Source organism: Micromonospora sp. NPDC049645, assembly GCF_040675155.1.
Lineage (GTDB): Bacteria > Actinomycetota > Actinomycetes > Mycobacteriales > Micromonosporaceae > Micromonospora.
The window spans coordinates 104,378-120,746 of the sequence record NZ_JBFAOI010000004.1 but is presented as its reverse complement, the minus strand read 5'-3'; the positions used below and the strand labels follow the sequence as shown (position 1 = coordinate 120,746).

Genomic DNA, 16,369 nt, shown 5'->3' with positions numbered 1-16,369 from the left:
AACGGTGGTCGACGATGTGTCCCTCGTGTTCTGCGTGAGCGCTGACGTGTCGGTGCGCGAGCGGATGGTCCGGCGCCTGGACGGCCTCGGCACTTTGGTGATCTGCACCGACCTCGCCGAGTTGCAGGCGATGATCGGGCCGCCGATCGTCAGCGGTCCGGTCCGGCCGGCCACCTCCACGACCGCCACCGAACCCGCCGCCACCGCTTCCGCCGCCTCGGCTCCCGGGCTGGCCGGCCGGATCAGCCTCGGTGACCTCACCATCGACCCGCTCGACCATCTGGTGACGTGGCGCGGACAACCGCTGGCCCTCACCCGCCTCGAACGCAACCTGCTCACCCAGCTCGCCACCGCACCGGTCGGTGTCTGGACGTACGAGAGGCTCTTCGAATCGGTGTGGGGCTGCGCGTACCTCGGCGACACGTCGATCCTGCACTCGGCCGTGAAGCGGTTACGTCGCAAGCTGAGCGCCGTCGACGGCACCCTGCGGGTGCACACCGTGCGGGGAATCGGCTACCGGCTCAGCGTCGACTGACACCCCCGGGGCGTGCGTGACGCCGCGACACAGCAGAACGGCTCGTCACCGGGTCTTCCGGTGACGAGCCGTTTCCTCTGGTGGGCGATACTGGGTTTGAACCAGTGACCTCTTCCGTGTCAAGGAAGCGCGCTCCCACTGCGCCAATCGCCCGTGCTTGTTGCCGAGGTGGGGACGGGATTTGAACCCGCGTACACGGCTTTGCAGGCCGTTGCCTCGCCTCTCGGCCACCCCACCGAGGTTGCCCCCGTCATGCGTGGCGGCAGCTCCGAGCGGACGACGGGATTCGAACCCGCGACCCTCACCTTGGCAAGGTGATGCGCTACCAGCTGCGCTACGTCCGCACGCCCCCGGACGTTCCCGGGTGACGGATGAGAACTTTAGCCGAGTAGGTGTTTGACTGCCAACTCGGGGTCGCCTCGGCGCGTCCCGCCTCGTCAGGGGCGGGTCGGAGCACTTCCGGCAGGCTTCCTAGGGGGCTGGCCTGATGTCCCTATCCGCCACTGACCGTCACACTCCGACATCACCAGGCAACGATCGTCATCATCGCGTCGCATGCCCACCCGCCCACCTCTCCGCACCCGCAGAGGTGGCAGCGGACCTCGACGAACACTCCCTGTGGAACGACCGACGGCACCCCGAGGAAGTGTCCGGCTTCCGACTGTCACAGCCTGGATCGCCGCGTGGTGGTAACTGTTCGTGTTCAGTCGGATGGGCTACGGTAACGGTCGTGACGAGACGTGCGGCCGAGATCCGCCTGGATGCCCTGCTGCGCACCGCCTGCGACGTGATCGTGGAGCGTGGTCTGGCCAACACCCGGACGGCCGACGTGGCGAATGCCGCGGGCGTGAGTCAGGCGTTGGTCTTCTACCACTTCGCCACAAAGGAACGGCTGCTCGCGCAGGCTTTCGCGTACGCGGTCGAGCAGGATTTGGCCCGACTGGACGCGGTGACCCGCTCCTCGGCCCCGCCGCTGACCAAGCTCCGCCGGATCCTCAAGCTCTACACCCCGGCCGGCCGTGCGACCTCCTGGTCGATGTGGATCGACGGCTGGTCCGAGTCGCTGCGTACCCCCGAGTTGGAGAAGGTCTCCCGCCGGCTCGACCTGCGCTGGCGGCAGGACCTGGCCGCGGTGATCTCCGCCGGGGTGGCCGACGGCACCTTCCAGTGCGCCGACCCGGACGGGGCCGCCTGGCGGATCAGCGCCGTGATGGACGGCCTCGCCGTCCAGCTCGCCGTGCACGACCGGGTGATCTCCCGCCGCCAGTTCGGCGAGTGGGTCCGGCTGGTCACCGCGCGAGAGCTCGGGCTGGACCCGGTCGACCTGGACTGAACGGGACACCGCTGGCCGATCCTCCACACGAGGCCGGGCAAAACGGGCTCGTCCCGCCCCTCCGACCGGAACAATCGGCAGCATGGATCTCCTGGAGGCGTACCGCCGGAGCCTGGCCGAGTTCGTCGATCGGGTGGACCAGATCGAGCCCGGCCAGTGGTCCGACCCGACCCCCTGCTCGGACTGGGACGTCCGGACGCTGGTCAACCACGTGGTGACCGAGGACCGGTGGAGTGTTCCGCTGCTCGCCGGCCGGACCATCGACGAGGTCGGTGACCGGCTCGACGGTGACCAGCTCGGGGCCGACCCGATCGCGACGGCGCGGGAGGCCGCGGCGCAGGCCGAGATCGCCGCCACCCACCCCGGCACGATCGACCGCACCGTGCACCTCTCCAGCGGCGAGACCCCGGCCACCGAGTACCTCCAGCAACTCCTCGCCGAGCACCTCATCCACGGCTGGGACGTGGCCGTGGCGATCGGCGCGCAACCACGACTCGACCCGGACGCCGTGCATGCCGCCACCCAGTGGTTCGCCGGCCAGATCGACGCCTACCGGCGCAACCAGCTGGTCCGGACCGGGGTGCGGGTGCCCGACGACGCCGACGAACAGGATCACCTGCTGGCGTCGTTCGGCCGCGACCCCGACTGGGCGCCAGACGACTGACCGAGCCGCGCCGTACGGACCTATCGACCCGCCGCTTACGGACCGATCGACCCGCGCGGCAGCACGCCGGGGCCGGGGGCGACGGTCAGCGCCGCGTACAGCACCAGGGTCACCGCCCAGGCGTTGAGCACGTCGTTGCGGTGGGCCCAGGGTGACCGGCCGCGGATGCGGAACCGGCTGGTCTCCAACCGCCACGCCGAGCGCAGGCTGCCGAAGACGGTACGCGGCCAGAACGCCCAGAAACTCTCCCCCGACCGGGAACTGGCCGGGTCGTCCCGGGCGGCGACCCGCTCGTGGTGGCCCCGGTTGTGCTCGACGTAGAGGTGCCCGTACCCGGTGGGCGCCAGGGCCACCCTGGACAGCCAGCGCTCCACCCGTTCCCGCTTGTGGCCCAGCTCGTGTGCGGTGTTGATGGCCATGCCGTCGACCACACCGACCGTGGCGACCAGACCGGCCGTGCAGACCGGCCGCGCCGGCCACCGCCAGCGCGTCGCGGGTCCACACCGCGCAGCAGAGCGCCGGGCCGCGAACTGGGCGGGGAGGCCAGAGCGCGAAACCGACGAGGGCAGCGTCGGCACCAGCAGCGCCAGCGGCCAGAGCGGTCGGCGCGGGTCCCGCCAGGTGGCGCCCTCGATGGTCGGATCGGCATCGACGGCTATGGGCAACCTCGGCTCTCGCGTCCTGCGTCGGCTCTGACAGCCGGCCCACTCTTTACAAGCGCGCTGTTTTTGTAAAGTCGAATAATCTCGATCTTCCGGTGTGGCGGCGGCCCGGGGCCTTGCCGCGACCTCGACAGACTGATATCCACAGATGCGCATGCGTCACCGCGCAGCGACGGCCGGCGATCGCCGGCCATCCCGCTCCCACGAGGAGGTTCCGTGCCACAACCAGAGTGGTCACCCCCGATGAGCCGGCGTCGACGCCGGCTCATCGCCATCCTGGCGACAACGGCGACGGTCGCCGCGCTGCTCCCCACCGGCGTGAGCACCGCGGCTCCGGCCGGCGGCGCGGCGTCCGCCGAGCGCCGATCCGGGCCGTTCGCCGAGGGGCACGAGCCCGCCGACCTCGACAACCGCACCGGTACGGCGGCACCCGACGCCCGGCAACGCGGGATGGCTCGCGCCGTCGACCCCGACGTCCGGTGGAACCGCCTCGGCACCCCGCAGGCACTCGGCCCCGGTCGCACCCCGCTCGCCAGCGGGCTGCCCGCCGACCCGGAGGCCGCCGCGCGGGCCTACCTGGCCGCCAACCGCGACCTGTTCGGTATGGACGCCGCCGCGGTGGCCGCCATGGAACGGGTGCTGGTCCGGCCGATCGGCAGCGGCACCGTGGTCACCCTTCGGCAACGCTTCGGCGACCTGCCCGCCGGGCCGGACGGCCTGGTGACCCTGGCGGTCGCCGACGGCGCGGTGCTCTCGGTCAGCTCCTCGCTGGCCCGCGACACCGGCGCGCCAGCGCCGGCCACCCGCACCGCCGAGCAGGCGTACGCTGCCGCGCTCGCCGACGCCAAGCTGACCGCCGGCGCGGTGGCCAGCCACACCATCCGGCCGGTGGCCGTGCCCACCCCGCTGGACGGGCCCCGGGCCGCCTACGAGGTGACCATGATCGGCGCGGACACCGAGCACCCGGCCGCGTTCACCAGCTACGTGGACGGCAACACCGGGCAGGTGCTGGTCCGCGAGGACCTCGTCGACTTCGACTCCGACAACCCGAGCTGGGCGGTCTTCCCGGCCACCCCGCCCCGCGACCTCGCCCCCGGGCAGGACCCGCGGGTGCGCTGGTGCGGCGCCCCGGCGCCGGGCTGCCAGGCCGCCTTCCACGACCCGGCCACCGGCCAACCGTGGGACGTCGACGCGGCCACCGGCACGCCAACCTTCACCTCCCGCGGCAACTCGGCGAACACGGTGCTGTCCTGGGGTGCGAACACCCCCGTCGTCCCGGCCCCCACCAGCCCGGAACGCCGCTACGAGTACCCCTTCACCGACCAGTGGCAGCAGGCCCGGTGCAACCCGGCGGTGTTCACCTCCGCCCAGCGCAACGACGCCGACGCGTCGATCGCCAATCTGTTCGCCATGCACAACCGGATGCACGACTGGTCGTACCAGTTGGGCTTCACCGAGTCCGCGTGGAACCTCCAGGCGGTCAACCTCACCCCGTCCGGGCTGGGCGGTGACGCCGAGCAGGGCCGCGCCCAGCAGGGCGCGCTGAGCGGCAACCGGAACAACGCCAACCAGGGCACCCCGCGCGACGGTCTGCCGCCGACCACCAACATGTACCTCTGGCAGCCGCAGGCGGGCGGGCCGTACCCGCCGTGCGTCGACGGCGACTACGACATGACGGTGATCGGCCACGAGTACACCCACGCGATCACCAACCGGATGATCGCCGGCCCGGACAGCGGGATCAGCGGCCACCAGGGCGGGTCGATGGGCGAGTCGTGGGGCGACCTACTCGCCGCCGAGTACCTCTTCCAGAACGGGCTGCGGGCACCCGGGGAGTCACCCTTCGTCACCGGCGGCTACGTCACCGGCAACCTGGTCAGCGGCATCCGCAACTACGACCTGAGCCGCAGCCCGCTCAACTACTCCGACATCGGCTACAACACCGCCGGTCCCGCCGTGCACGCCGACGGCGAGATCTGGGGCGCCACCAACTTCCGGGTCCGCTCGGCCCTGGTGAAGCGGTACGGCCTCGGCACCCCGCAGCGGCAGCTCGACTGCGCGCAGGGCAAGGTCGCGGCCGACCAGTGCCCGGGCAACCGACGCTGGTCGCAGCTGGTCTTCGACTCGTTCCTGCTCCAGGCCGCCAGCCAGGTCAGCATGCTCGACATGCGGGACAACATGCTCACCGCCGACCTGCTGCGCTTCGGCGGCGCCAACCAGGACCTGATCTGGGCCGAGTTCGCCCGCTCCGGAATGGGCCGGGACGCCGTCACCAACGGCGCCGCCGACACCGACCCGACGCCGAGTTTCGCCTCACCACGCGGCGGCAACGCGACGTTCACCCTGCGCCCGCGCGGGGACAGCGCCGAGGCGCCGATCCGGGTGTACGTGGGGGCGTACGAGGCACGGGCGGTGCCGGTGGCCGACACCGACCCGGCGACGCCGATCCCGGACACCGTGGAGCTGGTGGCCGGCACGTACGACCTGCTCGCCGTGGCCCCCGGCTTCGGGCACCAGCGGCTCAGCGTGGTCGCGAAGGCCGGTCAGGAGGGGTACGTGGACCTGCGGATGAGCCGCAACCTCGCCTCCACCGCGTCCGGCGCGACCGTCACCGGCGACGGGGTCAACCTGGAGCGGGTCGTCGACGACACCGAGGCGACGAACTGGGCCTCCCTGGACGGCGTCGCCGGCCGGCAGCTCACCGTGGCCCTGCCGGGCGGCGCGCCGCAGACGGTCAAGCGGGTGAACGTCAGCGCGATGCTGCGCCCGGCGATCACCGGCGATGCCGACACCGGCTCGCAGAACGCGCTCAGCGCGCTGCGCTCGTTCGCGGTGTCCGCCTGCAACGCGAAGACCACCGACTGCGCCGACCCGGCACGCTGGCAGCGCATCTACACCAGCGCGGCGGACGCGTTCCCCGGTGGGGCGTACCGGGCGTACAGCCGGGACATCAACCTCCGGACGTTCGCCGTACCCACCACCCTCGCCACCCACCTGCGACTTGAGGTGCTGGCGAGCCAGTGCACCGGCGGCCCGCAGTACGCGGGCGAGCAGGACGACGACCCGGCCACCACGACGGACTGCGCGACCGCCAGCCCGGCCCGCAGCCAGGTCCGGATCGCCGAGTTCCAGGCGTTCTCGAAGTGACACCGTGGGGCCGGCGGCTCTCCGCCGGCCCCACGGCCCCGACCAGCGGTGCGCCCGACGCGAGGGGTCAGCTACCGCCGGATGTTCCCCGCACGGGCCCCCCGATCAGCGGTGCGCCCGACGCCACGGGTCGGCGACAGCCGGACGCTCCCAGCGCCGGTCCACCGGTGGTTCGTCGGCCTCGTCGGCGTTTCCCGCCGCGGCCCGGGTCAGCTGCCGCAACCGCAGCAGCAACCCCATCCCGAGGAAGAGCAGCAGCCCGCCGAGCAGGAACGCGGCCTGCACCACGCCGAATCCGCCGGACTGCGCTACCGGGCGGCCGGCCGCCGGGGGCGCGGCGTCGGCCGGATAGTCCGCGACCGGCTCCTGCGCCGCCGTGCTCCCGCCCTCGGCCGGCGCGCTCGCCGATTGGGTGGGCTCCGGCGGCGTCGCCGTCGGCTTCGGCGCGCCGGTCGGTGCGCCGCCCAGCCCCACCACCGAGCGGGTGGCGGTCTGCCGGGCCAGCAGGCGCAGGTTGGCGTCGTACGCCTCGGCGGCGAGGGTGACCCGCCCCTGGGTGACGTCCTCGGCGAAGGCCACCCGGTAGCGGGCCGTGACCGTGCGGCCCGGGCAGAGCGTGCCCGGGTCGAGTTGCCGGTCGGTCAACCGGGCCACGTCACCCTCGGTGCGGATCTCCAGCGGAAAGTCGCCGGTCTCCTCCACCCGGTCCATCTTCACCTGGTCGAGTCGGATGCCCTGCACGCTGAGCACCATCGACCAGCGCACCTTCGCGCAGCCGCCGCGCCGATCCGTCTGGGAGACCACGGCGGATATCGTCCGCACCTGCTCACCGGCGGTGAACCGTCCCGGCAGGCCGCTCAACTCGGTGGTGAAGGCCGCCTGCGCCGGGGCAGCCGCCGCCAGCTCCACCCCGCTCAGACAGGCCAGCACCACCCCTGCCCTCAGCGCATACCGCCACACCGTCACCACCGCCGCCCTCCGTTCGGTCGCCTCCACCCCGCAACGCTAGAAGCGGAGCACCGGCCCGACCAGACGGGTGTGTTCGCACCGGACGGCAAGCACAGGGTGGGTTTTCACCGACGGTGGTGAACCGGTCACCGCTCCCCCGCGACACGCCCGCAGTCGGCCGCTGGGAGAATCGCGCCGTGTCCGAGCTCTCCAGCACGTTCGTCCGGCTGCACGCCCGGCTGGCCCCGGTCCCCTTCGTCCCCGAGGTGCGGCTGCACCAGGCGGACGAGCCGATCGGGCTGTGGGAGCTGACCGAGGGTGAGTTCTCCACCGACCGGCCGCCGCCGTTCTGGGCGTTCGCCTGGGCCGGCGGGCAGGCGCTGGCCCGCTACGTGACCGACCACCCGGAGCTGGTCGCCGGCCGCCGGGTGCTCGACCTCGCCTCCGGGTCCGGCCTGGTGGCCATCGCCGCCGCCCGCGCCGGCGCGGCGTCGGTGCGGGCCGTCGAGGTGGACGAGCTGGCGGTGGCGGCGGTCGCCCTCAACGCCGAGGCCAACGGGGTACGCGTCGACGCCGAGTTCGGGGACATCCTCGACGGCGACGCCGGGGACGCCGAGGTGGTGCTCGCTGGCGACGTCTTCTACAGCGACGCGATGGCCCGTCGGGTCCTCCGGTTCCTGCTGCGCGCCACCCGGGCCGGCGCGCCGGCGCTGGTCGGTGACCCCGGCCGGGCGTTCCTGCCCCGGGACCGCTTCGACGAGCTGGCCGCGTACGACGTGCCGGTGCCGGAGGCGCTGGAGAGCGTGCGGGTGAAGCGCACCACCGTCTGGCGACTGCGGGCCGGGCTGCCGGGGGCCGCCGGCTAGCGTGTCCGGGTGCTGTTCCGCAGCTGGGCGCAGGTGGCCGACCCCGCATGGCCGGACGTGGCCCGGGTGCCGGACCACGTCGGCGGCACCCACCTGGTCGTCACCCGGCACGCGCTGGTCCGCCAGGTCCTCGCCGACCCGGTCCGCTACCGGCCGGACAACGCGCTGGACGCGGTGACCCCGATGCCGGTGACCGCGCTGCGGGTGCTCGCCGCGCACCGGTTCCGGCTGCCGCCGACCCTGGCGAACAACTCGGGTGCCAGCCACCCGCGGATCCGGGCGATCGTCGCGGACGCGTTGCGCCCCGACCGGGTCGCCGCGCAGCGGCAGTGGCTCACCGCGCTGGTCCGGGACCGGGTCGTCCGGATCGGTGCCGCGCTGGACGCCGGCGAGCCGGTCGACCTGTACGCCGACCTCGCCGCCGACCTGCCGCTGCTGGTGCTGGCCCGGATGGTCGAGTTGCCGGACGCGTCGGTCGGCGCGGTCAAGGAGTTCGCCCGCGCCGCGCTGGAGCTGTTCTGGGCGCCGCTGGACGCCGACCGGCAGCTGGTGCTCGCGGCCGAGGTTGGCCGCTTCCACCGGGTCCTGCGTGCCTTCGCGGCCACCGGTGGCGGGCTGGCCGCCGAGTTGCGGGCGGCCGGGCACCCGCCGGACGTGGTGGTCGGCGCGCTCTTCTTCCTGCTGGTCGCCGGGCAGGAGACCACCTCGCAGTTCCTCACCCTGCTGCTGCACCGGCTGACCGGTGAGCCGGCGGTACGGGCCGGCCTGCGCACCGGCGAGGTGGCGGCGGCCGACGTGGTGGAGGAGGGACTGCGGCTGGAACCACCGATCGTCACCTGGCGGCGGGTGGCCGCGACAGACAGCACGCTGGGCGGGACGCAGGTGCCGGCGGGTAGCAGCCTGGTGCTGTGGCTGGGCCGCGCCGGTCGGGACCCGGAGGTGGTGGAGTCGCCCGACGAGTTCCGTCCGGGTCAGCGTGGATCGCGCCGGCACCTGGCGTTCGGGGCGGGCGCGCACCGCTGCGTCGGCGACGTGCTGGCCCGGATGGAGGCGGCCGTGGTGGTGGCCGAGACCGCGCCGCTGCTGGACACGGTGACCGTGGTCCGCCCGCCCTGGTGCCCGGACAATCTCACCTTCCGGATGCCGGACGCGTTCGTGGTCCGCCGCTTCCCGGGTTCACCGGGCTGACCGGATCCTGACCTCCGCTCGGTATGTTTCCGGGCGTGTCAGCCACCCCCACCCGTCGGATCCCTGCCGTCGTACCGCTGCTGGCCCTGCTGGCGTTGACCGGCTGCACAGTCGGTCCCGCCCACCCGGCACACGCCCGACGGATCACCGTGCCCCAGCCGACCGCGCCCGCCCCGACCCCGACCCCGTCGGCCTCGCCGTCGGCGACCGCGAAACCGCCGTTGAAGAGCCTTGCCTGGTACGTCGCCCAGGTGCCGACCTTTCCCGAAGCGCCGATCCCGCAGCCGGTGCCGCTGCCCACCACCGGCACGGCGGCGTTCTGGCACCGCCTGCCGACCGACCACAAGGTCGCCTTCATCACCATCGACGACGGTGGTCTGGCCCGCCCGCCGGGGGCGATCGACTTCATCTGGCAGGCGCGCATCCCGGTCACGATGTTCCTCAACTCACCGGCGGCGGCGGAGCACACCGACTACTTCCGGCAGATCCAGGTGGCGGGCGGAATGGTCGAGAACCACACGATCAACCACACCTCGCTGGCCGGCCGGTCGTACGACCACCAGAAGCAGGAGATCTGCGGTGCGGCGGACAGGCTGGAGGCGCTCTTCGGCACCCGAGCGACGCTGTTCCGCCCCCCGTTCGGCGAGTACGACTCCACCACCCTTCAGGCCGCGCACGACTGCGGCACCAAGGCGGTGCTGCACTGGACCGAGACTGTCCACGAGGGGAAGGTCCGCTACCAGACCCCCGAGAAGGTGGTGCACCCCGGCGACATCCTGCTCATGCACTTCCGGCCGGCGCTGATGGACGACCTGCTCGCGGCGCTGAAGGCGATCCACCGGGCGGGGCTCACCCCGGCCCTGCTCACCGACTACATCCGGTGACCGCGCCGCCGCCGGCCTGACGAAAGTCAGGGTCACCTGGTGCCGTTCGGGCGCGGTGCGGCAACCAGCCCCGCGCCTAGCGTCAGCGCATGATCACATTACGTGGGTTGACGAAACGGTTCGGGTCGACCGTCGCGGTCGACGCGTTGACCGTCGACATCGCGCCCGGCCGGGTCACCGGCTTCCTCGGCCCCAACGGCGCCGGCAAGTCCACCACCATGCGGATGATCCTCGGGCTGGACCGTCCCACCGCCGGGCAGGCCCTGGTCGACGGGCGCCCGTACCGGGAGTTGCGCCGGCCACTGCACGCGGTGGGCGCGCTCCTCGACGCACGGGCCATCCACCCGGCCCGGTCCGGCCGGGCGCACCTGCGGGCCATGGCACACAGCAACGGCATCCCGACCCGCCGGGTCGACGAGGTGCTGGACACCGTCGGGTTGGACGCACGGGCCGCCGGCAAGCCGGGGCGGGCGCTCTCCCTCGGCATGGGCCAACGGCTCGGCATCGCCGGCGCGCTGCTCGGCGACCCGCCGGTGCTCATGTTCGACGAACCGGTGAACGGCCTCGACCCGGACGGGGTGCGCTGGGTGCGGCAGCTGATGCGCTCGCTGGCCGACGAGGGGCGGACAGTCTTCGTCTCCAGCCACCTGATGAGCGAGATGCAGCTCACCGCCGACCAGCTCGTGGTGATCGGGCGGGGACGGCTGCTCGCCGACGCGCCGATCGGCGAGGTGATCGCGCGCGGCAGCGTCGCCGTCCGGGTCCGCAGCCCGCACCCGGACGGGCTGGCCGCCCTCGCCGCGCGCCTCACCGCCGTCGGCGCGAGCGTCGAGGCGGCCGACCGGGACGAGCTGACCGTCACCGGCGCCACCGCGGACCAGGTCGGGGACCTGGCACACGAGCTGGGGGTACGACTGCACGAGCTGAGCACGCACGCCGCGTCGCTGGAGCAGGCGTTCATGGAGCTGACCGCCGACAGCGTCGAGTACGCGGGTGGCCCGACCGGAGGTGGGGCACGATGAGCACCGACACCCGGCTCGGCGTCGTGGCCGCCGAGTGGACGAAACTCTCCTCGGTCCGGAGCACCTGGTGGACGGCGCTGGCCGGGCTGCTGGTGATGGCCGCGAGCGCCGGTCAACTGGCCATCTACGCCGCCAACGGCAACACCAACGACGACCCGGCCGACGACCGGGGCATCGTCACCGTGGGCAGCGTGCTGATCGACTCGGTCGAGCTGACCCAGTACGTGGTGCTGGCGCTCGGCCTGCTCGCGATCACCGCCGAGTTCACCAGCGGCACCATCCGGACGACGTTGCAGTGCACACCGTCGCGCGGTCGGGTGCTGCTGGCCAAGGCCGCGGTCGCCGGCGCGGTCACCTTCGCCCTCGGGCTGCTGCTCGGCGGTGTCGGCGCCCTGGTCGCCCGGCCGGTGCTCGGCGAGTGGGGCAGCGCCCCGGCCGCCGACACGATCGGCGACATCGTGGCGGTGGCCACCTACCTGGCGTTGGTCGGCGTCCTCGCCCTCGGCCTCGGTGCCGCGCTGCGCAGCGCGGTGCTCACGCTCACCGTGCTCCTCGCCACCCTGATGATCGTGCCGCTGTCCCTCCAGGAGCCGGACATCGACGTGCTGAACCGGATCGCCGACGTGTTCCCCGGCGTGGCCGGCGGGCACTTCCTGGCCGGCGACACCGAACCGTACCCACCCCTGGTCGGGCTGCTCGTGCTCGCCGGGTGGGCCGGCGCGGCGCTGCTGCTGGGCCGGGCCGCGCTGCGCCGCCGCGACGCGTAGGGCAGGCGGGCTGAGTGGGGGCTGTCCGGCCCCCGCTCAGCCGTCGACCAACCCCGCCTCGTACGCGAGGATCGCCGCCTGCACCCGGTTGCGTACGTCCAGCCGGGTGAAGATGCTGGTCAGGTAACTCTTCACGGTGCCCTCCACGAGGTGCAGCCGGCGGGCGATCTCGGCGTTGGACAGGCCCGCCCCGACCAGGGCCAGCACCTCCCGTTCCCGCTCGGTCAACCCGGCCGTACGGTCCCGCGCGGCGGGTCGGCGGGCCAGCTGCCCGGCCCCCAGCTCGATCACCCGGCGGGCCACCCGCGGCGACAGGTACGCCCCGCCGTCGGCGACCGCGTGCACCCCGGCGATCAGCTCACGCGGGTCGCCGGCCTTGAGCAGGAACCCGTTGGCACCGTGCCCGAGCGCCCTCGCCACGTGGTCGTCCTCGCCGAACGTGGTCAGCATGATCGTCGCGGTGTCCGGCACCACCCGGCGGATCTCGGCGGCGGCGGCCAGGCCGTCCAGCCGCGGCATCCGGATGTCCAGCAGCGCGACCCGGGGCCGGTGGGCACGGACCAGCTCGACCGCCGCGTGCCCGTCGCCGGCCTCGGCGACCACCTCGATGCCGGGATCGCTGGCGAGGATGGCCCGGACCCCGGCCCGGATCATCGCCTCGTCGTCGGCCAACACCACCCGGATCGGCGGTGCCCCCGTCATGTCAATGTCCACTAGACGATCCACTCCTTGCTGACCAACCGACCATCGGTGAAGCAGAGCCGCCAGGTCGGCTCCGCGAGGGGGAAGTTGCCATCGGTGTAGTACTCGCAGCCGGCCCGGTCCACCGCCGTGGGGGCCTCCAACTGCCGCCGGGGCAGCCCGACCAGCTCCGACCGGGCCGTGCCGACGCGCATCTGGTCGAAGGTGGCCCGGTCCAGCACCGTTCCGGCGGTGGCCACCGGGTAGTAGACGAGCGAGAGCACCAGGGCGAAGCCGACCGGCGCCACGAGCGCCACCAGCAGACTGCGCCGGACCCTCCGCCGGGCGTCGTGCAGCCGCCGCTCGGCATCCACCGGGCCGGGCCACTCGTCGGAGTGTGCCGGCAACCCGACGTCGACCGCCGCACCGACCGCCTCGGCTGGCGACCCGGTGGTCGGCAACATCGCCCGTACCGCGAACCCGCCACCGGCCCGGTGCCCGGCGTCGAGCGTCCCGCCGGCCAGGCGGACCCGCTCGGCGAGGGCGAGCAGCCCGCTGCCCCGCGACGGCGGAGCCGGCAGCGGCCCGGCCGGCGGCGCATCGTTGGCCACGGTCACCTCGACCCGGTCGCCGTCGCGGCTGAGGCGCACGTCGACCGGGGCGCCCGGGGCGTACCGGGCCGCGTTGGTCAGCGCCTCCCGGACGATCCGGTGCGCCGCGTGACCGGTCATCGCCGGCAGCTCCGCGACCGCCGGGGCGGCGTCCAGCCGTACCACCATGCCAGCCTCCCGGGCACCCTCGACCAGGTCGGCGACGCTCTCCCCACTCGGGCGCAACGACGCGCCACCCTCCTCGCGGAGCACCCCGATGATCTCGTGCAGTCGCTCGGTGGCGGCGGAGACGCTGGCCCGCAACTCCCCCGCCGCGGCCCGATGCCGGTCGTCGAGGTCGGCGGCGACCTCCAGGGCTGCGGCGCGCAACGCGATCAGGCTGAGGTCGTGACCCAACGAATCGTGCATCTCCCCGGCGATCCGGGCCCGCTCCCGCAACCGGATCCGCTCGGCGGCACCCCGCTGCTCACGGCTCAGCGCGTCGACGTGCCGGCGACCCGCGTCGGCCAACTCCTGTTGCTGGCGGCGGTACCGACCGACCAGCCAGGGAAACACGGCGGCGAAGAGCAGCACCGAGGCGAGCAGGAACCAGGTGGCCGCACCCGTGCCCAGCAGCCCCAGGTTGAGCGCCGTGCCACCGGCCGCGAGCAACACGAAGACCGAGATCACCGGGCCCGCAGTGGCGCTGCGCCGTCCGGCGAGATAACTGAAGACCGGAATTGCGAACACGAAGTTGCCGTCGACCAACGACCCGAGCACCACCAGCACCAGGCCGACCAACGGCGCACGTCGACCCGCCACCACCGCCACACCGAACAACAGCAACTTGCCGAGCAGCAGCGGCAACGCGTACGGCGGGTAGGGCGGGCTGGCCCCGGCATAGCCGACCGGGGCGGCCACCACCGCCCACAGCAGCACGTCCAGCAGCAGGCGACGCCGCCGGTCCAGCCAACCCGGCGGCGCGGAGTCGAGGATCCGCACGGCGGTCAGGCTACCCACGCCCGACCTGCGCGGACACCGACGAAAGTCAGGTGTTCAGCCGCTCTCCTCGGCCCAGACCCGCCAGTCGTCGAGCACGCCGTGCAGAGCCGGGGTGAGCCAACCCGGCGCGGAGCGTCGGAACACCCCCGGGTCCATCGCGCCCGCGCCGTCGGGCAACGCGCCGAGCAGATTCGGCACCAGATCGGTGAGGTTCGTCCAGTGCACCAACTCCGGCCTGGTCGGCCAGGCACCGATCACCACGCCGGCCGGCACCGCCCTACGATCCAGCGCCTCCAGGGTCAGCGCGGTGTGGTTAAGCGTGCCCAACCCGGCGCGGGCGACCACCACGGCCGGCGCTCCCAGCGACACCGCCAGGTCGGCCATCGTCCACGCCTCCCCCGACGGACGCAGCCCCATCGGCACCAGCAACCCACCCGCGCCCTCAATCAACACGAGGTCGTGCTTGTCGGCCTCCGCACGGACCGCGTCCACTGCCGTGTACAACTCCAACGGCGGCAGATCGGCGACCCGCGCCGCGGCCAACGGGGCGAGCGGATCCGGATAGCTGGCCAAGGTACGACCGGTCAGCGGCGCGGCCAGCCGGTTCACCGCGTCCACGTCACCGGGCTCACCACCGGCCGTACCGGTCTGCCCCGGCTTGACCACCGCCACCCGCAACCCGGCGGCCTGCGCGGCGGCCGCGATCGCCGCGGTCACCACCGTCTTACCGACCTCGGTGTCGGTCCCGGTGACCAGAACCGGCCCGGCCCACCCGCTCACGGCATTACCTCTGTTCGCGACTGCGGGGCTCGCAAACCCGGCTCACTCCTCGCGCTCACGGGGCACACTCCACGATGACACCCAGCGCCCGCTCGAACGCCTCCCGGGGCACCCCGGCGCTGACCGTGAGGCGCAGGCGGGAGCCACCGTCCGGGGTGGACGGTGGCCGGAAACAGCCCACCGCGACGCCCCGGTCCCGGCAGTCCGCGGCCCAGGCGGTCGCCGCCTCCGGCCCGGGGGCGGTCACCGAGATCACCGCCGCGTCCGGGGCGGAGACGGTCAGCCCGGCCGCCCGCAGCCGATCAACCGCCAACCCCACCCGGTCGGACAGCTCGGCGCGCAGGTCGTCGCCGGCCCGGGCGAGCCGCAGCGCGGCGTGCACACCGGCGGCTACCGCCGGCGGCAGTGCCGTGTCGAAGATGAACGTGCGCCCGGTCTCGATCAGGTGCCGGACGAACTCGGCCGGGCCCGCGACGACGCCACCCGCACCACCGAGCGCCTTGGACAGGGTGGCGGTGACCACCACGTCCGGCTCGCCGGCCAGCCCGGCCGCCGCCACCGCGCCCGCCCCGGCCGGGCCGGTCAGGCCGAACGCGTGCGCGTCGTCGACCAGCAGCAGTGCGCCGTGGCGGCGGGCCACCGCGTGCAACCGGGCCAGCGGGGCGAGGTCGCCGTCGACGGAGAAGACCGACTCGGTCACCACCACCGCGGGGCGGCCCGGCGCGGCCGCGAGCGCGGCGGCGACCGCGTCGACATCGGCGTGCGGGGTGACCACCGTCTCGGCGCCGGAGATGCGGCAGCCGTCGATCAGGGAGGCGTGGTTGTGCGCGTCGGAGACGAGCAGCGTTCGGGGTTGGACGAGCGCTCGCAGCGCACCGAGGTTGGCCAGGTAGCCGGACGAGAAGACGAGTGCGGCGTCGGTGCCCAGCCAGCGGGCCAGGTCGTCCTCCAGCGCCCGGTGCGCATCGGTGGAGCCCCGCACCAGACGCGACCCGGTCGCCCCCAGCCCGTACGCCGACAGCGCCGCCGTGGCCGCGGCGGTGACCTCCGGGTGGGTGGCCAGCCCGAGGTAGTCGTTGCCGGCCAGATCGGTCATCTGGTCGTCGGCGGGACGCGGCTGTAGCCGCCGGGTGAGCCCGGCCTTCGCCCGCAGCTGCGCGCGGCGGTCGAGCGCCGCCAGCCAGTCCGCCACCGTCACCCTCCCCGCTGTGCGTGCCCGGTCAGCCCCGACACCCGCCGGGCGAAATTACCACCCGCCACCATCGGCCCGACGAATCCACTCGGTGTGAGCCGTCGCCGA

General features: G+C 73.6%; 15 protein-coding genes and 3 tRNA genes. 9 read left to right on the top strand and 9 right to left on the bottom strand.

Going from position 1 to position 16,369, the window contains the following annotated elements; genetic code table 11:
• Window positions 1-46 precede the first annotated feature (46 nt).
• On the top strand, window positions 47-535 hold the full coding sequence (locus AB0J33_RS12140) for a winged helix-turn-helix domain-containing protein (RefSeq protein WP_363613192.1): 489 nt from the start codon (window positions 47-49) through the stop codon (window positions 533-535).
• A 78-nt stretch (window positions 536-613) separates the two neighbouring features.
• Here AB0J33_RS12140 and AB0J33_RS12135 read toward each other — a convergent pair.
• The 3 genes from AB0J33_RS12135 to AB0J33_RS12125 all read right to left on the bottom strand — a co-directional run bounded on the left by AB0J33_RS12135 (window position 614) and on the right by AB0J33_RS12125 (window position 879).
• Window positions 614-688 (bottom strand) — tRNA-Val (locus tag AB0J33_RS12135).
• 13 nt (window positions 689-701) lie between these two features.
• Window positions 702-772 (bottom strand) — tRNA-Cys (locus AB0J33_RS12130).
• 34 nt (window positions 773-806) lie between these two features.
• Window positions 807-879 (bottom strand) — tRNA-Gly (locus tag AB0J33_RS12125).
• Between the two features lie 386 nt (window positions 880-1,265).
• Between AB0J33_RS12125 and AB0J33_RS12120 the strand changes: the two genes are divergently transcribed.
• A complete protein-coding gene (locus AB0J33_RS12120; protein WP_363612612.1) occupies window positions 1,266-1,868 on the top strand; it encodes a TetR/AcrR family transcriptional regulator in 603 nt (200 codons plus the stop codon).
• Window positions 1,869-1,950: 82 nt separating this feature from the next.
• Window positions 1,951-2,532 carry a TIGR03086 family metal-binding protein gene (locus AB0J33_RS12115; protein WP_363612610.1) on the top strand — a complete coding sequence of 194 codons (582 nt, stop codon included), beginning with the start codon at window positions 1,951-1,953 and terminating at the stop codon, window positions 2,530-2,532.
• 35 nt (window positions 2,533-2,567) lie between these two features.
• Here the strand turns inward: AB0J33_RS12115 and AB0J33_RS12110 are convergent, their stop codons facing one another.
• Entirely contained in the window at window positions 2,568-3,197 is a 630-nt protein-coding gene (locus AB0J33_RS12110) for a hypothetical protein (protein WP_363612608.1), read from the bottom strand.
• A gap of 213 nt (window positions 3,198-3,410) precedes the next feature.
• On the opposite strand from AB0J33_RS12110, the gene AB0J33_RS12105 reads away from it, so the two are divergent.
• Entirely contained in the window at window positions 3,411-6,341 is a 2,931-nt protein-coding gene (locus AB0J33_RS12105; protein ID WP_363612606.1) for a M36 family metallopeptidase, read from the top strand.
• A 105-nt stretch (window positions 6,342-6,446) separates the two neighbouring features.
• Here the strand turns inward: AB0J33_RS12105 and AB0J33_RS12100 are convergent, their stop codons facing one another.
• Entirely contained in the window at window positions 6,447-7,337 is an 891-nt protein-coding gene (locus tag AB0J33_RS12100; protein ID WP_363612604.1) for a hypothetical protein, read from the bottom strand.
• A 149-nt stretch (window positions 7,338-7,486) separates the two neighbouring features.
• Here AB0J33_RS12100 and AB0J33_RS12095 point away from each other — a divergent pair, with 149 nt between their 5' ends.
• From AB0J33_RS12095 to AB0J33_RS12075, 5 genes are all read left to right on the top strand, one after another.
• Entirely contained in the window at window positions 7,487-8,155 is a 669-nt protein-coding gene (locus AB0J33_RS12095) for a 50S ribosomal protein L11 methyltransferase (protein WP_363612602.1), read from the top strand.
• A 9-nt stretch (window positions 8,156-8,164) separates the two neighbouring features.
• Window positions 8,165-9,343: a cytochrome P450 gene (locus AB0J33_RS12090; protein ID WP_363612599.1), complete on the top strand. Its 1,179-nt coding sequence runs from the start codon at window positions 8,165-8,167 to the stop codon at window positions 9,341-9,343.
• 35 nt (window positions 9,344-9,378) lie between these two features.
• On the top strand, window positions 9,379-10,227 hold the full coding sequence (locus tag AB0J33_RS12085; protein WP_363612597.1) for a polysaccharide deacetylase family protein: 849 nt from the start codon (window positions 9,379-9,381) through the stop codon (window positions 10,225-10,227).
• Between the two features lie 89 nt (window positions 10,228-10,316).
• Complete coding sequence (locus tag AB0J33_RS12080) at window positions 10,317-11,249, top strand: ATP-binding cassette domain-containing protein (RefSeq protein WP_363612595.1); 933 nt, start codon at window positions 10,317-10,319, stop codon at window positions 11,247-11,249.
• The gene (locus AB0J33_RS12075) at window positions 11,246-12,016 is read left to right on the top strand and encodes an ABC transporter permease subunit (RefSeq protein ID WP_363612593.1); all 771 of its coding nucleotides are present in this window, start codon (window positions 11,246-11,248) and stop codon (window positions 12,014-12,016) included. The genes AB0J33_RS12080 and AB0J33_RS12075 overlap by 4 nt, the downstream gene beginning before the upstream one ends.
• 36 nt (window positions 12,017-12,052) lie before the next feature.
• On the opposite strand, the gene AB0J33_RS12070 is transcribed toward AB0J33_RS12075, so the two are convergent.
• The 4 genes from AB0J33_RS12070 to AB0J33_RS12055 are packed head-to-tail and all read right to left on the bottom strand — an operon-like array spanning window position 12,053 to window position 16,261.
• The gene (locus tag AB0J33_RS12070; RefSeq protein WP_363612591.1) at window positions 12,053-12,718 is read right to left on the bottom strand and encodes a response regulator transcription factor; all 666 of its coding nucleotides are present in this window, start codon (window positions 12,716-12,718) and stop codon (window positions 12,053-12,055) included.
• A gap of 11 nt (window positions 12,719-12,729) precedes the next feature.
• The gene (locus AB0J33_RS12065) at window positions 12,730-14,289 is read right to left on the bottom strand and encodes a histidine kinase (protein WP_363612589.1); all 1,560 of its coding nucleotides are present in this window, start codon (window positions 14,287-14,289) and stop codon (window positions 12,730-12,732) included.
• 54 nt (window positions 14,290-14,343) lie between these two features.
• Entirely contained in the window at window positions 14,344-15,069 is a 726-nt protein-coding gene (gene bioD / locus AB0J33_RS12060; protein ID WP_363612587.1) for a dethiobiotin synthase, read from the bottom strand.
• Between the two features lie 55 nt (window positions 15,070-15,124).
• On the bottom strand, window positions 15,125-16,261 hold the full coding sequence (locus tag AB0J33_RS12055; protein ID WP_363612585.1) for an 8-amino-7-oxononanoate synthase: 1,137 nt from the start codon (window positions 16,259-16,261) through the stop codon (window positions 15,125-15,127).
• Window positions 16,262-16,369: the final 108 nt, after the last annotated feature.